The following is a 16,297-nucleotide window of genomic DNA, read 5'->3' on the forward strand; positions in this document are numbered from 1 at the left end:
AACACCGGCATTTAGCCGAAGTATACCCTGACCTTAAACACCAACCAATAACAAAACGACCGAGAACAGCACACTAATGATACCAAGCCACTCCATCCGACTAATAGATTCACGGAAAAAATAGTGAGTTAAGGCTAAGGTAGCAATGTATTCAATTTGTCCGAATGCTTTCACAATGGCCGCATCTTGATAACTAAAGGCGGTATACCAACCAATACTGCCTAACGTTCCAGTTAAGCCAACAAATAGAATAGTATTGGCTTGACCATGTAATTGTTTCCAGTTTTGAGAATCCTGCCAATGAACTAATCCACTGCAAATAAGCCCTTGAATCCCAAGAGAAAGCATCAAAACATAGGCGGCAGTCATGATAGGGTTTACTACTGAAACAAGGCTTGCCTCTCTTAACAATAGAGAAGTTAGGGCAAAGAAAACACCAGCCAATATACCCAAAATAAATGTTTTATTATTCCAAAAGGACTTAACGTGAATACTGGATTTCTTGAGACTTACGAATACTAATCCTGTCACGCCAATTAAAATTGCCAACCATGCGAGTAAACTCAGAGTCGTTGAAAAGATCAAAGCGCCGATAATAGCCGCAAATATACCCTCCGTTTTAGCAAAGGTTGTCCCCACAGCAAAATTGCGAAGACTTAAAACCTTTACGAGCAATAATGTTGCAGCCAGTTGAAACAGAGCAGCACTCAAAACAATGGTATAAAACGACAGTGTAAATTCTGTCAGGGCCATAAACTGCCCTTGCCAGATTAGGATAAAATAGATTATAGCCACTGGAAAACCAAAACCATAGCGAGCCCAAGTTGCAACGATAGCGCTCATACTATGCGTTAGTTGTTTTTGGCCCGCCGTTCGAACCGCTTGCATTAATGCGGCCAATAGCGTGAATGCTATCCATTCCATTTTGAAATCTCTTCAACTTTGATGTGCAGTGTAAAAAGAGAGCTTCCTAAGAGCCAATGAATAAGGCGACTGGTATCTATTCCGATTAAGAATAGAAGCTACTGATCGGCTACTTCTCCAAAAACCCTTTGCTGCGCAAGAACCTTAACATGTGTGGTCTAGCTTCCTTTTGCAACATATTCGCAATTTGTGATGTCCAGGTAGCGGCTTTGTTATTGCCTGTTCGCTGTTGGTAGTAAGATTGAACTTGCGCATCATAACGAGCCATGGCTTCAACATCACCCGTTTGAGTGTAGGTATTCTTCTTAAGTACCACAGATAAAGGTAGGCGAGGTTTTACTTCAGGGTTTTGCGCTGGTTTTCCGATACACAAACCAAATACTGGATAAACTAAATCAGGGAGTTCTAACAGCTTAGATACGGCTTCAATATTATTGCGCAATGCTCCGATATAGCATATCCCGTAGCCTTCAGATTCAGCCGCAACCACAACATTTTGCGCAAATAAGCCGACATCAAGGGAGGCCGTTAAAAATTGTTCGGTATAGCCTTTATGCATGTCGGCTTCGTGCAAAGCGCAAGCTTCTTGATGGCGCCTCATGTCGGCACAAAAAACGAGAAAAACAGGTGCTTCACTCACGTATTGTTGATCAGCCGCTAAGTGCGCGAGTACATTTCTCTGGTCTCCTTGATCAACTTGTATCACCGTACAAGCTTGAATAAAACTAGAAGTGGCCGCGGCTTGGCCAGCTTGTATCCAGTGCTCTAACTGCTCTTGAGGCACAGCTTCTTCGGTAAACTTACGAATAGAGCGATGCGATTGTAATAGGGCTAACGTTTCATTCATGATTTATTGAACCTTTTAAAAGCAGTTGTTTACAAAGTTTAATGAGCCAGCTCTTAGCACCAATTTACATAAACCAGTACCAAGCCCACAATGGCATGACCAGAAAAGCTATCAACGTTTGTAGAGTAATGATTGAAGCCATTGATTCTAAATCACCGCCCAATTGACGCGCTAAAATATACGCCGAAGATGCGGTTGGCGAAATGAAGGCAATAAGCAGTACACCTGCAGCAACCCCCTCTAAGCCAAACGCAAAGCATAAGACTAATATCAACACGGGTTTAAACAGAAACTGAACCACGGATGATTTTACAATGGCACTAAAATGGCCTTTCACAAGCTCTGGCCTCAAGGCCGCACCAACGGCCAATAACCCCAATGGCAAAGCGGCTCTGCCGATGATTTCCGTGATCTGTAACGTGACCCCTGGCAGTCCAATACCTGTAATGCTTAACAAAGCGCCTATAGCACAGCCAATAATTAATGGATTCATAACGAGTTGCTTTATAAAAACTTTCGCCGACCGAGCTTCTTTTTTTCCGTAGAAAACAAATACGCCGACACATAAGAAATTGATCATCGGTATCATAAAGCCCGCACCAATGGAGGCTAATGCTAACCCTTCTGCGCCAAAGTAGGCGCCAGATATAGAAAGTGCGATGTAAGTATTGAATCGAACTCCGCCTTGGAAAATAGAGGTAAATTCAGCGGGCGAATCGTTATTTGGCAATAAATGCAGAGCTATTAACGTGGCAGATGTAATAGTAAGTACCAAAAAAATGATCAACAGCATAGTTGGCCAAGGCGCGCCGTCTATTTGCTGGCTAGCCAATGTATTTATCAGCAAGGCCGGAAACATGACAAAATAGGTGAGTTTTTCAATGCCGGCCCAGGTTTGTGCCGATAAAAATTTGGCTTTATTGAGTAGATAGCCCAATGCTATAAGCACTAAAATCGGAATTAACGCATTTACAAAATGGATCATGATTCACCGAAGCCAAGAGGGCTGTGTATTTAAGTAGTAGTAATATCTAGGATAGCAAATTGATGACTTTCTAGCGATGGTTAAAGCCCTGCTATTTGTTCAGAAATTTGCTATGGTGCGCGACCTCAATTTACCAGTCAATAGGATCTCACCGTGGCGATCAAACCCACCATTTTTAAAGTTTCAATAAACTTATCGGATTTAGATCGAAACCATTACGACACCATCAATTTAACCATTGCCAAGCACCCTTCTGAGACTGAAGAACGTTTGATGGCTCGCATAGTGGCCTATTGCTATGAAGCCCAAGAAAATTTAGTGCTGACAAAAGGGATCAGTGATACCGAAGAACCGGATATGTGGGTGAAATCGCTCGATGATCAAATTCAGCTTTGGATAGATATGGGCGAACCTTCAACTGATCGAATTAAAAAAGCCAACCGCCAATCCAAACACACCATTGTTTACAGCTTTAACTCAAAATCTGATGTTTGGTGGTCTCAATCAGCCGACAAATTCAAACAGATAGGTGGTAGCTATTATCAGTTTGATTTCTCAGAAATAGAGCCTTTAGCGGCACACCTAGAACGCACCATGAAGTGGTTCGTCACTATTTCAGATGAAACTGCAGCCATTCAAACAGACACAGGTGAATTTTCAATTCACCGAACGCTTTTGCATTCCTAAACGATAATTTACAACTTAAAAAAAGCGCCACCGGATCAAGGTGGCGCTGAAACCAGAACGGTTTAAGACGAGATAAAATCAGCCACTGGCGTAATTTGTTTTTTGGTGTGCAGTCCTGGCGCATGACCACACCCTTTCACAGGCAAATAATGCATATTTGGTTTTACAGCCTGCATTTTATCAACGATTCCTTCCGTCAGAACATCCGAGTCAAGCCCGTGCACTAACATTAGAGGGCACTCTATCATTTCGAATAACCCCCATAAGGTCACCGGCGGCTTTGAGGGATCAAACTGCTGAACAATTTTTGGGTCGTAGTGACTAACAAACTGGCCATTATCTAACCGCCGACTGCATTGCTGAGCCATTTGATGCCACTGCTGTTCACTGCGTTCACCAAAGGGTGCATACAATTCTCTTATTCGGCATTCAAAACTAGAAAGCGTTTCAAATGCAGGAAAATCACTCACGTATTCGACGATTCGAGTTAAGGCTGCAGATGGAATCTCTGGCCCGATGTCGTTAATGACTAAACGATCTATTTTGTCTTTTAAAACAGACGTCGCAGCCACCATGCCAATAATGCCGCCCATACTTGTGCCTACCCAAGTGCAACTCTCTACTTGGTAGTATTCGCATATAGACTGAGCATGATTCAGGTAAACTGGCACTTCGTAAGTGGAGGCATTGTCGGCCCACTGCGAGAGCCCACGACCGATCGTATCGGGTGCGAGAACTCGAAACCCTTGATGCGCTAGCGATTCTGCTAATTCAGTGAAATCGGCGCCGGTTCTGGCCAAACCATGCCAGCAAATAACGGTTTTTTTCGCATTGCGATTCCAAACACGAACATGCACTTCGTAATCTTGGCAACGGATAAAATCTTGTTCAAACATATTAAGATTTTCCTTTTACTAGCCGCCCAACAATGCCTTGTGGGAAAAAGTAAACCATCACCACAAACAAAATGCCTAGCCACAACAACCATCGCTCTGGATTAAACAGTTCTACGATTACCGGTACATCGATCAGTGCATCGTGAACGGTGCCCATCCATTGATTCAAATAGTTTCGCGCCAGCATCATAACGGTAGCGCCAATGATGGCACCGTATAAAGACCCCATGCCACCAATTACGACCATTAACAATACATCGATCATAATCGTTAACGACAACACCGATTCAGGACCCGTGTAACGAAGCCACAATGCCATTAAGGCACCAGCAATAGTGGCAATCGTTGCACTGATGACGGTAGCCGCGGTGCGGTAATAAACGGTGGTATAGCCGATGGCTTCGGCTCTAAACTCATTCTCTCGCAATGCTTTTAAAACCTTGCCAAAAGGTGATGCAATAATTCGCACCATGACTAAAAACAGCACGGTGGAGACCGCTAGGATGAAGTAGAAATTGACGATTTTTCCAGAGATTCGAACGCCAAAGACTTTTTCATCAAACAGTTTAAAGGCGGGTGTTAGCAATCTTGGTATCTTATAGGTCATGCCATCTTCACCGCCTGTGTATAAGTAAAGCTGTGATACCAACACAGATGCTACACTGGCCACCGCTAAGGTGATCATGGCGTAGAAAATGGCTTTTACACGCAGCGAAACTAAACCAATAGCAATGGCGATAATCGCAGAAGTCAGCATCGCAATAATTACAGCGATAATGAGCACGCTGAAGCTCGGCGTAAAATTATCAAAACCAATTGCAACGGCATAAGCGCCTACACCAAAAAACAGAGTATGCGCAAAACTAACGACGCCAGTATAGCCAATCAATAAATCATAAGATGCGACAAGCACTATGAAAATAATCAACCGAGCGGCTGTATCCAACGCACGACTGCCATCAAAAATAAAGGGAGCGAATACAATGGCGAGCAAAATTGTTGCAATAATGACTCGCAGTAAACGGCTTTCAGGTAATGTGTCTTTAATAGCTTGAATCATGGTTAATTTCCTTTCGAAACCGGCACAAGACCTTTAGGTCGCCACAATAAAACAGCAACCATTAAGATGAGCGTTGAAACCAAGGCAAGCTTAGGAAAAATAAAGCCCACGTAATTAGATAGCAGCCCAACCATCAACGCCGCTAAAAAACAGCCTTCGATTGATCCTAACCCTCCGATAATGGCAACGATAAATACGGTGATCATTAAATTTTGGCCAATATGCGCGGTAATCACTTCGTCATACATACCCCACATTACACCTCCTATACCAGCAAGTGCCGACCCTGCGATAAACACGAGAATAAAGAGTTTTTCAATATCGTACCCAAGAGACTTGACCATCTCTTTGTCTTCTACTCCCGCTCGAATAAGCAACCCTAATCGGGTTTTGACAAACACCCAACGTAAGCCAAAAAATAAAACCACGCCTAGAATTACAGCTAACAATCGATACTTTTCAAAAATAAAACTGCCCACTTGGAAGCTGCCTTGAAAAGTATCGGGCTTTAACCAAGCTTTTTCTTGATTCCCCCACAGAACATAAATAAGTTCTTCTGCGACAATCATGCCACCCGTGGTAATTAGAATCTGCATCAAATGGTTGCCATACACATGGCGAATAATGACTTTTTCAAATACCCAAGCAATTAAACCAACAACAATGGCTGACACTAACATCGCAAGAATCATCAACCCCACTTGCACGAATACAGAACTGCCGGTGAGTAAATCTGGCCATAAATGCATGACGCTAAACCCTACAAATGCACCAAATGAAATAAAGGCACCGTGGCCAAAGTTCAGTACATCCATCAAGCCAAACACCAGTGTAAAGCCCGAAGTCATAATAAAAATCATCATACCCATGGCAACACCGGCAACAGTTAATGTCATCCAAGCTGCAGGATCACGAATAAGTGCAAAGCCAACTACCGCAAAAGCTAAGATTAAAAACAAAGCTTGAACGGTTGGGCTTTGCTTCCAGTGTTCGGTGTGACTAACAGATTCTTCAGTTGGGTGAGGTGCAGAACTTGCTTCACCAGCCGGTAACTTTTTTGTCGCTGAATTCATTGGTGAGCCTCCATTGAAAGACCGAGCAGCGCGGATTGCTTTTCTTCATCGGCTACAAATGAAGCCATATCACTTTCGTGAACGATGACACCATCATCCATAATGGCTAAATGATCGCCTAGTACGCTGGCCATTCTAAAATTCTGTTCAACCATTAAAATTGTTGTGTTGTTTTCTTTTAATTGATTAAACGCGGTAATTAAATTCTCTATGATCGAAGGTGCTAACCCTTTACTCGGTTCGTCGACCAACAAGAGCTCGCATGGTTCTATAATTGAGCGCGCTATCGAAAGCATTTGCTTTTGCCCACCCGACAATTGCCCCGCTGGCCACTGCCAAAACTTTTTCATGGCGGGAAATAAAGTAAATATCCACTCTAAGCGTTCTGGATCAATTTTATTTTTCCGTGTGGCCAGTCGAATATTTTCTTCAACGCTCAATCCGGAAAATATACCCATATTTTCGGGGACGTAATGCAACCCTTTACGTGCAATCGCCACAGTTTCAAGTGTTTGAATGTCATCGCCATTCAGTTGGATTTTACCTTGGGCCGCCTGCCACAACCCCATGATTGTGCGCATGGTAGTTGTTTTTCCGGCACCATTTCGACCCAATAACATGGTGACTTGATTTCGCGGTACGCTGAAACTGACACCGTGTAATATATTATATTGAGCAATATTCGTATGAACGGAATCTAGTGTTAATACGTTATCTTGCACTTGCGCATCTTGCTGTAACTGAGCAGTCATTAGGCCACCTCATCAGATTCGGGTAACTCACCAAGATACGCTTGGCGGACAACGTCTAAAGACATTACTTTTTCAGGATTACCATCGGCAAGCAATTTGCCGTTATGCAGCACTATAATTCTGTCGGCTAAGGTACGAATCACATCCAATTTGTGCTCTACCAATAAAATGGTTCGGTTCCCTTCACTTTTGATTTTTGCAATAAGCTCTAACAGCACAGGGGCTTCGTCTACGCTCATTCCGGCAGTGGGCTCGTCAAACATCATGACTTTAGGGTCCATCGCTAGCATCATGCCAACTTCTAATCTACGTTGGGCTCCATGGCTCAACGCTCTTGCTAACTCTTGCGATTTTGATGTTAGCTCGATGGTATCTAATAATGATTCAACTTCTTTTTTTACTGAATTTAACCGGCTAGCAAGCGCCCAAATTTTTGGTCCAAACCCTAATCGAGCTTGCACTACAAGGGTCAAGTTTTCAGCGACGGTTAAATTTGGAAACAATTGAGTTAATTGAAAGGCTCGGCCTACGCCATGCTTGGCCCGCTTTGCGATCGCCCAATTGGATATATTGCGACCTTCTAAATAGACATCGCCTTCTGAAGCCGGTAGCTGCCCAGAGATGAGATTAAAATAGGTCGTTTTGCCAGCACCATTAGGGCCGACGATCGCCGTCAATGTTCCCTGTTCAAATTCCGCACTGACCTGATCAACAGCAATGTGGCCGCCGAACCGGATACTTAAGTTTTGGGTTTTAAGAACGGGGGAAGAATCTTGACTTGGCATGATTCACCTCTTGTTTTTATTGTAAGGAAGTCGGCGCACTTTGCGTGCGCCTTAATTGAGATTACTTTTTCATTGCACCAATAGGTACATTCATTTCTGATGGCTTAATTTCACGAACGGTTTCTAATCGAGCCCATTCGTAATCGTCATCAACGACCACTTTAAAGTGATACATAGATTGCAATGCTTGGTGGTCTTCTGCACGGAATGTCATGGTGCCTTTTGGCGTTTCCCAGCTCATGCCCTCTAACACTTTGATCATGGCATCTGCATCAGTGCTGCCGGCTTTTTTAATGGCTTCAACTGCAGCAATACCCACACTCATACCACCGGCAGTGAACATATCTGGTGGTGAATCGAAACGCTTGTAGTGCTCTTTCACGAGCCAATCGTTAATTTCATTCTTAGGGTTTTCGTAGTAGTAGTATGTTGCACCTTCAGCACCTGGGAACTGCTTATAAGCGGGTAATACCGCTAAAATGTTACCCGCAAGCGCAAACTCAATATTATACCGCTCTGGGTTCATCGCCTGTATTTTAGCCAACGGATTTCCCCCAGCCCAAATGGTATAAATAAGCTTTTTACCTTCTTTATCTTTCAGTGCATCAAACATACGCTGACCAGAAGCCGTAAAATCGGTCGTTGTGGTTGGTACATACTCTTCATGCACAACCTTGGCACCCGTGCCTTCCAATGCATCTTTAAAGGCTTGAGCCCCATCACGACCAAAAGCATAGTCTTGGGCTAAGATTGCTATTGAAACACCAGGACGTCCAATTGCTTTTGCACTGGCTATGGCATCTTGAGTTGAGTTACGTGCTGAGTGAAAAATGTATTTGTTTGAGTTCTCACCCGTAATTGAATCAGCAACCGCTGGGTCAACAAATAATATCTTTTCATACTCTTCAGCTACTGGCAGCATGGCCATCGCAACCCCTGAGGATACAGGACCCACTGCAAAGTCTACTTCGTCATCGGCATAAGCTTCTTCAAGCATTGATCTACCCACTTCAGGGTTCGCTTGCGAATCTTTTTCGATCACAACAATTTTTTCGCCGTTTACCATCATGGTTCCGCCGGTTGCATACTCTAGGCCAAGCATCAAACCATCGTGGCTTTGCTTACCGTAGGCACCGAGTGGACCCGAGCTTGGGTAAATGTGACCAATTTTTATCTCTGCAAATGCTGCTGTGCCCAGTGCGGCGACCATTACGCCAGCGGCTGTGGCGAGTTTCGTCATTTTCATGTCGTTCTCCTGTTATTTTTATTTTCTACTACGCTTTTTTTAACTTCATCTAGGGCTGATGTTAAGCAACCCAATTACGAACCAAACCACGCCTAATTTTTCCCGTGGCTGTTTTTGGCAATTCATCGGCAAACTCAACTCGCTTAGGAACTTTGTAACGTGCCAAGTTTTCTCTACAAAAATCCAATACTTGCTCTTTAGTAACAAACAAACCCGGCTTACATACTACAATTGCAACACCCGTCTCACCCCAAACTCTGTGCGGCTCACCCATGACAACCACTTCTTCTACGGCATCCAGTTGATTGATAACTAGTTCAATTTCGCTGGGGTATACGCACTCACCGCCACATATAAATAAGTCATTCATGCGATCAACGATGTGGTATTGCGAGTCAACTCTTTGGGCAACATCCCCCGTTCTAAACCAACCGCGGTAAAAAGACGATTTCGTAGCATGAGCACTGCGCCAATAGCCTGGAGTAACGGCTTCACCTTTAATTAAAATTTCACCCGGTTCACCTTCATCAACATCAGTCGAATCCGGACCGACTAACCTAACGTGCGTATGCTTAACAACATTACCCACTGCCGTTGGTTGCTTAAGCGCTTCTTCTTTAGTTTGCAAAAACAACGTTGGTCCCGATTCTGTTAACCCACATCCATTTTGAATAACCAAGCCTTTTTCAAACCATAGCTGCCAAAGATCTTTTGATATGGGTGCGCCACCACTGGCAACAATGTTAAATTGGTCGACAGGAAATTCCGCCTGTTCAAACTCAACAAGCTCCGCCATTTTTTGAAACAAGGTAGGAATAAACAACACGCTCGTCACTGGTTTGTTTTGCATGTCATTTAATAGTTGATAAGGATTGGCCTCGGCATAGACTTGAACACAGCCGCCTTGCATGAGCGTGGGCATGGCAAATAAATTAATACCTGCGGTATGGTAATGCGGTAACGCTGAAAGATTATATTCGTGATCTGTCAGCTCAACTAAACTCAATACATTGTCAACATTAGTCACATGCATGGTCCAATTGTATATAACCGCTTTAGGTTCACCTGTGGTGCCAGAAGTGAATAACAAGTACCAAGGTGTTTGTTCATGACTAACCGTTGCGGTAATCGAAGCAACATCGCCTACTAACGCTTGATCTATTTCGCAAATGCCAAAACTTTTTATTCTGTCTACAGGCTGGAAACTATTTACCAAGGTTTCAAATTGATCTTCGTATAAAATTAAAGACGGTTCGGCCAGCGTGATTATATGTTTGTGAACCTGTTGAGATTCTCGCCAATTCAATGGTAAGAGCGTGATCGATGCTTCTTTCGCGGCAAGCAATGCTGCAAAAAAATCAATTGAGTTTTTAGCGACCCAGACAACAACATCTCCTTCGGTTAAACTCTGGCTTGCAAAAAAGCACTTCCACTTTTGGGTTTGAAGATAAAGGACCTGATAATCCCACTCACGCCCGGTTGCCACATCGACCAGCGCTATACTTGAGCCATATAACTGGCTCAAGTTCAAACTGATTGAGTGAGGCAAAATTGTTGGGTTCATTTTTTCAACCCGTTTTTGAGTAAATCAATGATCGAATCCACCACCTCATCCAAGGTGTCCTCTGATGAGTGTGTACCGCCCCAAACAATGTAGCGCTGCCCTATAAAATGCATCATGCCCATGATGGCCCATGACCAACTTTCTAATTGACCCTTTCGAATGGATTCTTTTTCGACCGCCACACCCAATGCTTCTTGATACCCTTGGGCGAAAGACATGTAATAAGCTTTATGAACTTCAGGGTCTACAAACTGGCTTTCTTGTAAAATGCGATATAAATGAGGGTGTTCTTGGATGTAGTTTAAAAAGGTTCGCAACCCTACCCTTTCAGCCTCTAGGCGATCTTCAATATTAATTACCGACTCAGATAGCAATGAGCGAATTGTGCGGTTGATATACAAAACCAACTCTCGAAGCACATCTTCTTTGCATTTGAAATAAAGGTAAAAAGTACCCTGAGCAATACCCGCCCGATAAGCGATGCCCGTTATTGAGCCTTCATGAAAGCCCTTCTCACCAAACTCTACTTCAGCTGCATTTAATATCTTTTCTAGCGTTAACTTGCCGCGCTGAGTTTTAGGCACAAGCACCTGACTGAGTTCTTTTAACGATTCCACAACCAAACCTGACGACTGATTCATGTTTCACCTTAAAGAGTTAAGTGACTTCTTTCAAGCGTTCTTTTCCCCTACTTAAGTAGGAGTTACTTACCGAGTCATTTCGCCAACACCTTGCTATGTGCTGTATATCGTCTAATACTGGTCAATAAGCCCAAATTTTAAAGGATTTAACGTGGACCCACTTTTACTGCTCGTTGGCGTTGGCATTGTGTCAATTCTTTGCCAACTCTTAGCCTACCGACTGAAACTACCCGCCATTTTGCCGCTTTTGGTTGCAGGTATTCTGCTAGGACCCGTCTTTTCTGTATTAGACCCCGATTTATTATTTGGCGATTTATTGTTCCCGATCATTTCACTATCGGTCGCCATCATTTTATTCGAGGGTGCCCTCACTCTAAGGTTTCAAGATCTCGGCCACCATGGTTCGATGGTACGAAACTTATGCTCTGTAGGAGCCTTAGTAACCTGGGGGGTCATTACACCGACGGCGTATTTTGCACTTGGAGTAAGTTGGCAAATGGCTTTTTTGTTCGGCGCGATTATTACAGTAACCGGTCCAACCGTTATCGTGCCCATGCTCAGAACGGTCAGGCCATCCGTTAAAGTCGCGAACATTTTACGCTGGGAGGGTATTATTATTGACCCAGTAGGTGCCCTGCTCGCGGTTTTGGTGTTCGAATTCATCATTGCTTCTGCCCAGCCCTTGCAACACACATTGCAACTATTTGGGATGGTATTGGCGAGCGGTTTTGGCATTGGCGCGGCCGTCGGTTTTGCGCTGTCTTGGGTCTTACGCAAGAACTGGATCCCGCATTATTTAACTAACACAGCCGTTTTAACCATTATGCTGGGGGCGTTTGCCCTTTCGAACGCCTTAGCCCATGAATCTGGATTATTATGCGTGACCGTCATGGGGATATGGATGGCAAATAGTAAAGACCTGGATGTCAGCGATATTCTCGAATTTAAAGAAACACTCAGTGTCTTACTCATATCAGGATTGTTCATTTTACTGGCGGCTCGTATCGATTTAGCTTCTATCATAGCCATAGGCTCTGGCGCTGCGGTTTTATTAGTAGTTATTTTGTTTATCGCTCGGCCCGTCAGCGCATTTATTTCTTCTATTGGCACCGATTTAACGTGGCGAGAAACCGCACTCATCTCTTGGATAGCGCCTAGAGGCATTGTTGCTGCAGCCGTATCTTCGCTTTTTGCATTAAAATTAGAAGCACTGGGGTTTGACGGCGCCGAGTTGCTGGTTCCCATGGTGTTTTTAGTGATTGTCACCACCGTATTTTTACAAAGCTTAACAGCTAAACCCATTGCCCGAATGCTTGGGGTTACTGCCCCCTCGCCTTCTGGCGTATTAATCTTTGGCGCAAGCAGTTTTGCCCGAGCTTTCGCGAAATTACTCAAAGAGAAAAACATCAATGTATTGCTCGCCGACACCAACTGGGATGCCATTCGCCAAGCTCGAATGGATAACTTAGACACCTACTATGGCAACCCTATTTCAGAGCATGCGCGATTAACGTTGGAGCTATCGAGCTATGGAAAAGTACTGGTGTTATCACCTTATAAACAACTTAACCCGCTAGTGACATACCACTTTGAAGATATCATTGGCAAAGGCAAGGTTTTTGGCCTCACCCACGGCGAGCAATCAAAAACAGCCAGCCACAAAGTCTCCGAAAGCTATGCAAAAAAACTGGGGTTATTTAAAGAGGGCGTTACCTACAGCAAGCTGGCCAGCCTAATGTCGAAAGGCGCGACAATAAAATCAACCAAAATTTCTGAAGCGTTTACCTTTGAAGACTACCAAGAAGAATATGGCAATCGAGCCATTCCGCTATGCTCTATCGACCCTAACGGAAGAACTTACATAAATAACCTAGGTAGCGAACTCACCATAAAACCAGACTGGGAAATAGTGAGCTTAGTGTCACCTGAAGAACCTAAGTAAACTGTATTCTATAGTCTAATCATCTAGCAAGCATCGCAGTGAAATCATAAGCTGCGATCGCTTCACCCTTTACCGCCAATATTTTCCACCAGCCTTCATAAAACTTTAGTATCACCATGAGATAGTTTTTAAAGTTGCCAACGAGCACTCAAAATGAGCCTAAGGAACGATTAGAGACCTAGGTCTAATAGACTTTTTGTTGACCAAGTGCATAGAATCGACCCAATCGTACACAGTTCAAGCACGGAGCAAGCGGTACCAGCCAAACTGTTATGAGAGTTTCGTTCAAAAGCAATAATAAACTAAAGAGAGGAAACTAAATGAAAAAGCCAATATTAAGCTTATGCCTAATGGCGCTGGGAGCCGTATCTGTATCGCAACACCTGTTTGCCGATTCAGGGATCGAAGTAGGTGTAAGGCCGTACTATTTGATCAACGACATGGAAGAAAGCTCGCTGAAAAACAAGCTACTTTCGTGTCAAAATAAGAAATCTAAAGTGTCGACCTTTTCTATAGGTCACCGTGGTGCGCCAATGCAATTCCCTGAGCACACCAAAGAATCTTATTTAGCTGCGGCGCGCATGGGCGCGGGTATTATTGAGTGTGATGTTACGTTCACCAAAGATAAAGAGTTAGTGTGCAGGCACTCTCAAAGTGATCTGCACACAACAACGAATATTTTATTAACTCCCTTGGCTGAAAAATGCTCCGTTCCGTTTACGCCTGCGAAATATGATGAAAATGGAAATTTAACTGAACGGGCTAGCGCAACCTGCAAAACTACGGACATCACCCTAGCTGAATTTAAAACCTTAAAAGGCAAAATGGATGCAGCAAACCCTGCTGCGCGAACCGTTGAAGAGTATGTCAATGCAACAGCAGCCTGGCGTACAGATCTATATTCGGGTAACGGCACTTTAATGAGCCATAAAGAAAGTATCGAATTATTCAAGGAATTAGGTGTAAAAATGACGCCAGAGTTAAAGTCTGCGTCAGTTGAAATGCCTTACCAAGGAACCTACACACAACAAGACTATGCCCAACAAATGATAAACGAATATATAGAGGCCGGTGTTCGTCCTAGAGATGTATTCGCTCAGTCATTTAACATTGATGATGTTAAATATTGGATTGAAAACGAACCAGCGTTTGGTAACCAAGCTGTTTTCTTAGACGGTGCCAGCAGTGCTGAAGAAGTTCAATCTAGAATTGACAATATGGAATCTTTTGCAGACCAGGGTATTCAATATATTGCGCCCCCTATTTGGACATTGCTCGCACTTAATGGCAATAATGACATTGTGCCATCGGAATATGCAAACGCAGCGAACGATGCCGGTTTAAACATTATAACTTGGTCATTAGAACGATCAGGGCTCTTGCAAAACGGTGGTGGCTGGTATTATCAAACGATACAAGATGCAATTGACGACGATGGCGACATGTATGAAGTTGTTGATGTGCTCGCACAAGAGGTCGGAGTTGTAGGCATATTCTCCGACTGGCCTGCCACTACCACCTACTACGCTAACTGTATGGGATTAAAATAATAGTCACACGCACTTAAGATGAGCGTTATACAAAAGCGTGGCTTGTCGAACAGGCCGCGCTTTTTATTTTGAACAAAATTAGATAATGTACAACCCAACGCAACATTGATTGACATTGATGAGTACTTTTAATGCTTACAAAAACGCCAAATTCGCTCACGCCATTTTCAATCTCTAGATTACCACGCATTCTGTTTGGGGCTGGTGAACTCAGTAAATTGCCTGCAGAAATACAGTCATTTGGCTCTAATGTATTAATAATCACCGGAGGGCAATCCTTCACTCAATCAATACAATGGTCAGTACTAAAACGCTCTTTAGACGAGCTCAATATAGATGTTCATTTGGAGCGCGTTAGCGGCGAGCCTACTCCTGGTCAAGTGGACGCAATTGTTGCTCAGTATAAAAAAGAAACCATTGCCGTGGTCATTGGTATTGGAGGAGGCAGCCCTCTCGACGCTGCAAAAGCCGTTGCCGCATTATTACCCAGCGGCCGTTCAGTGATGAACTACTTAGAAGGCGTTGGGAAAGGTATTACTTTTAGCGGTCCTACCATTCCCTTCATAGCAGTGCCGACAACCGCGGGCACAGGCAGTGAAATGACTAAAAATGCCGTGCTCAGTGACACCGAACAAGGCTTTAAAAAGTCGTTCCGTGATGAGCAAATGACCGCACAGGTGGCCATTATCGATTCAACATTACTCGAAAGCTGCCCGCGCCCGCAGTTGATCGCCAATGCCATGGACGCCTTTACCCAATTGTTAGAATCTTATACTTCCACTCGCAGCAATCCATTGACCGATGCGTTAGCCTTAAGCGGCATTGAACACTTCTTAAAAGGGTTTAACTTTCACCAGGAGGCTGATCTTGCTGGACTCGATCACCTAGCCTACGCATCGATGTTATCGGGATTATGCCTAGCTCAAACTGGCTTAGGGGCCGTACACGGCATTGCTTCACCCTTGGGGGCACATTATCCGATTCCTCACGGCGTGGCTTGCGGAACCTTGCTGGCTGCAGTCACCGAAGCGAATATTACGGCGTTACAAAGCAGATCTCCTAATGACAACGCTCTCGTTCGTTATGCAAACATCGGCCGAATGATAAACCCCAGCACCATTCACAATGCCGAAGCGCTTACAAAGTTAATAAACTCACTAGATCATTGGACACATAAACTTAACATCCCAACACTGAATTCTTTTGGCATGGTGGAGGAAGATGTAGATAAAATCGCCTCAGAAAGTGGTGGAAACAGCATGAAGACAAATCCGATCGAATTAACGCAAAATGAACTGAAAACTATTATAATGCAGCGGCTTTCATGAACGTCACTCCACAACAA

At 43.9% G+C, this 16,297-nt stretch carries 18 protein-coding genes; 4 read left to right on the plus strand and 14 right to left on the minus strand.

Going from position 1 to position 16,297, the window contains the following annotated elements; genetic code table 11:
* Positions 1–33: 33 nt before the first annotated feature.
* From QWZ13_RS17560 to QWZ13_RS17570, 3 genes are all read right to left on the minus strand, one after another.
* Entirely contained in the window at positions 34–888 is an 855-nt protein-coding gene (locus tag QWZ13_RS17560; RefSeq protein ID WP_290283411.1) for an EamA family transporter, read from the minus strand.
* Positions 889–1,033: 145 nt separating this feature from the next.
* Entirely contained in the window at positions 1,034–1,771 is a 738-nt protein-coding gene (gene nfsA / locus QWZ13_RS17565; protein WP_290282927.1) for an oxygen-insensitive NADPH nitroreductase, read from the minus strand.
* A 64-nt stretch (positions 1,772–1,835) separates the two neighbouring features.
* Positions 1,836–2,756, minus strand: coding sequence for an AEC family transporter (locus QWZ13_RS17570; protein ID WP_290282928.1), 921 nt, complete (start codon positions 2,754–2,756; stop codon positions 1,836–1,838).
* 153 nt (positions 2,757–2,909) lie between these two features.
* Here QWZ13_RS17570 and QWZ13_RS17575 point away from each other — a divergent pair, with 153 nt between their 5' ends.
* The gene (locus QWZ13_RS17575; protein ID WP_290282929.1) at positions 2,910–3,443 is read left to right on the plus strand and encodes a YaeQ family protein; all 534 of its coding nucleotides are present in this window, start codon (positions 2,910–2,912) and stop codon (positions 3,441–3,443) included.
* Here QWZ13_RS17575 and QWZ13_RS17580 read toward each other — a convergent pair.
* From QWZ13_RS17580 to QWZ13_RS17620, 9 genes are all read right to left on the minus strand, one after another.
* Positions 3,367–3,567, minus strand: a complete 201-nt coding sequence (locus tag QWZ13_RS17580; protein ID WP_290282930.1) for a hypothetical protein — start codon at positions 3,565–3,567, stop codon at positions 3,367–3,369. The two genes, QWZ13_RS17575 and QWZ13_RS17580, sit on opposite strands and share 77 nt — an antisense overlap.
* The gene (locus tag QWZ13_RS17585; protein WP_290282931.1) at positions 3,506–4,339 is read right to left on the minus strand and encodes an alpha/beta fold hydrolase; all 834 of its coding nucleotides are present in this window, start codon (positions 4,337–4,339) and stop codon (positions 3,506–3,508) included. The genes QWZ13_RS17580 and QWZ13_RS17585 overlap by 62 nt, the downstream gene beginning before the upstream one ends.
* Before the next feature lies 1 nt (position 4,340).
* Entirely contained in the window at positions 4,341–5,399 is a 1,059-nt protein-coding gene (locus QWZ13_RS17590; protein WP_290282932.1) for a branched-chain amino acid ABC transporter permease, read from the minus strand.
* Between the two features lie 2 nt (positions 5,400–5,401).
* Complete coding sequence (locus QWZ13_RS17595; protein WP_290282933.1) at positions 5,402–6,472, minus strand: branched-chain amino acid ABC transporter permease; 1,071 nt, start codon at positions 6,470–6,472, stop codon at positions 5,402–5,404.
* A complete protein-coding gene (locus QWZ13_RS17600; RefSeq protein ID WP_290282934.1) occupies positions 6,469–7,224 on the minus strand; it encodes an ABC transporter ATP-binding protein in 756 nt (251 codons plus the stop codon). Before QWZ13_RS17600 ends, QWZ13_RS17595 begins: the two co-directional genes overlap by 4 nt.
* The gene (locus QWZ13_RS17605) at positions 7,224–8,009 is read right to left on the minus strand and encodes an ABC transporter ATP-binding protein (protein WP_290282935.1); all 786 of its coding nucleotides are present in this window, start codon (positions 8,007–8,009) and stop codon (positions 7,224–7,226) included. Before QWZ13_RS17605 ends, QWZ13_RS17600 begins: the two co-directional genes overlap by 1 nt.
* Positions 8,010–8,070: 61 nt before the next feature.
* Positions 8,071–9,255, minus strand: coding sequence for a substrate-binding domain-containing protein (locus QWZ13_RS17610; RefSeq protein ID WP_290282936.1), 1,185 nt, complete (start codon positions 9,253–9,255; stop codon positions 8,071–8,073).
* A gap of 61 nt (positions 9,256–9,316) precedes the next feature.
* Complete coding sequence (locus tag QWZ13_RS17615) at positions 9,317–10,819, minus strand: class I adenylate-forming enzyme family protein (RefSeq protein ID WP_290282937.1); 1,503 nt, start codon at positions 10,817–10,819, stop codon at positions 9,317–9,319.
* The gene (locus QWZ13_RS17620; protein WP_290282938.1) at positions 10,816–11,460 is read right to left on the minus strand and encodes a TetR/AcrR family transcriptional regulator; all 645 of its coding nucleotides are present in this window, start codon (positions 11,458–11,460) and stop codon (positions 10,816–10,818) included. Before QWZ13_RS17620 ends, QWZ13_RS17615 begins: the two co-directional genes overlap by 4 nt.
* Positions 11,461–11,611: 151 nt before the next feature.
* On the opposite strand from QWZ13_RS17620, the gene QWZ13_RS17625 reads away from it, so the two are divergent.
* Positions 11,612–13,402: a cation:proton antiporter gene (locus tag QWZ13_RS17625; RefSeq protein WP_290282939.1), complete on the plus strand. Its 1,791-nt coding sequence runs from the start codon at positions 11,612–11,614 to the stop codon at positions 13,400–13,402.
* A gap of 19 nt (positions 13,403–13,421) precedes the next feature.
* Here the strand turns inward: QWZ13_RS17625 and QWZ13_RS17630 are convergent, their stop codons facing one another.
* Complete coding sequence (locus QWZ13_RS17630) at positions 13,422–13,550, minus strand: hypothetical protein (RefSeq protein ID WP_290282940.1); 129 nt, start codon at positions 13,548–13,550, stop codon at positions 13,422–13,424.
* Positions 13,551–13,722: 172 nt separating this feature from the next.
* On the opposite strand from QWZ13_RS17630, the gene QWZ13_RS17635 reads away from it, so the two are divergent.
* Positions 13,723–14,952 (plus strand): glycerophosphodiester phosphodiesterase family protein, encoded by a 1,230-nt coding sequence (locus QWZ13_RS17635; RefSeq protein WP_290282941.1) that lies wholly within the window; start codon positions 13,723–13,725, stop codon positions 14,950–14,952.
* Between the two features lie 25 nt (positions 14,953–14,977).
* Here QWZ13_RS17635 and QWZ13_RS17640 read toward each other — a convergent pair whose 3' ends face one another.
* Positions 14,978–15,217, minus strand: coding sequence for a hypothetical protein (locus QWZ13_RS17640; protein WP_290282942.1), 240 nt, complete (start codon positions 15,215–15,217; stop codon positions 14,978–14,980).
* Between QWZ13_RS17640 and QWZ13_RS17645 the strand changes: the two genes are divergently transcribed.
* Entirely contained in the window at positions 15,171–16,280 is a 1,110-nt protein-coding gene (locus QWZ13_RS17645) for an iron-containing alcohol dehydrogenase (RefSeq protein WP_290282943.1), read from the plus strand. The genes QWZ13_RS17640 and QWZ13_RS17645 overlap by 47 nt on opposite strands.
* Positions 16,281–16,297 lie beyond the last annotated feature (17 nt).

Origin of the sequence: Reinekea marina (assembly GCF_030409715.1) — a bacterium.
GTDB classification, from domain to species: domain Bacteria; phylum Pseudomonadota; class Gammaproteobacteria; order Pseudomonadales; family Natronospirillaceae; genus Reinekea; species Reinekea marina.

What these genes read in the sequence shown, in the direction of transcription:
- QWZ13_RS17560 (WP_290283411.1), bottom strand. Translation starts at nt 888, where the DNA reads ATGCAAGCGGTTCGAACGGCGGGCCAAAAACAACTAACGCATAGTATG.
- nfsA (WP_290282927.1), bottom strand. Translation starts at nt 1,771, where the DNA reads ATGAATGAAACGTTAGCCCTATTACAATCGCATCGCTCTATTCGTAAG.
- QWZ13_RS17570 (WP_290282928.1), bottom strand. Translation starts at nt 2,756, where the DNA reads ATGATCCATTTTGTAAATGCGTTAATTCCGATTTTAGTGCTTATAGCA.
- QWZ13_RS17580 (WP_290282930.1), bottom strand. Translation starts at nt 3,567, where the DNA reads ATGCGCCAGGACTGCACACCAAAAAACAAATTACGCCAGTGGCTGATT.
- QWZ13_RS17585 (WP_290282931.1), bottom strand. Translation starts at nt 4,339, where the DNA reads ATGTTTGAACAAGATTTTATCCGTTGCCAAGATTACGAAGTGCATGTT.
- QWZ13_RS17590 (WP_290282932.1), bottom strand. Translation starts at nt 5,399, where the DNA reads ATGATTCAAGCTATTAAAGACACATTACCTGAAAGCCGTTTACTGCGA.
- QWZ13_RS17595 (WP_290282933.1), bottom strand. Translation starts at nt 6,472, where the DNA reads ATGAATTCAGCGACAAAAAAGTTACCGGCTGGTGAAGCAAGTTCTGCA.
- QWZ13_RS17600 (WP_290282934.1), bottom strand. Translation starts at nt 7,224, where the DNA reads ATGACTGCTCAGTTACAGCAAGATGCGCAAGTGCAAGATAACGTATTA.
- QWZ13_RS17605 (WP_290282935.1), bottom strand. Translation starts at nt 8,009, where the DNA reads ATGCCAAGTCAAGATTCTTCCCCCGTTCTTAAAACCCAAAACTTAAGT.
- QWZ13_RS17610 (WP_290282936.1), bottom strand. Translation starts at nt 9,255, where the DNA reads ATGAAAATGACGAAACTCGCCACAGCCGCTGGCGTAATGGTCGCCGCA.
- QWZ13_RS17615 (WP_290282937.1), bottom strand. Translation starts at nt 10,819, where the DNA reads ATGAACCCAACAATTTTGCCTCACTCAATCAGTTTGAACTTGAGCCAG.
- QWZ13_RS17620 (WP_290282938.1), bottom strand. Translation starts at nt 11,460, where the DNA reads ATGAATCAGTCGTCAGGTTTGGTTGTGGAATCGTTAAAAGAACTCAGT.
- QWZ13_RS17635 (WP_290282941.1), top strand. Translation starts at nt 13,723, where the DNA reads ATGAAAAAGCCAATATTAAGCTTATGCCTAATGGCGCTGGGAGCCGTA.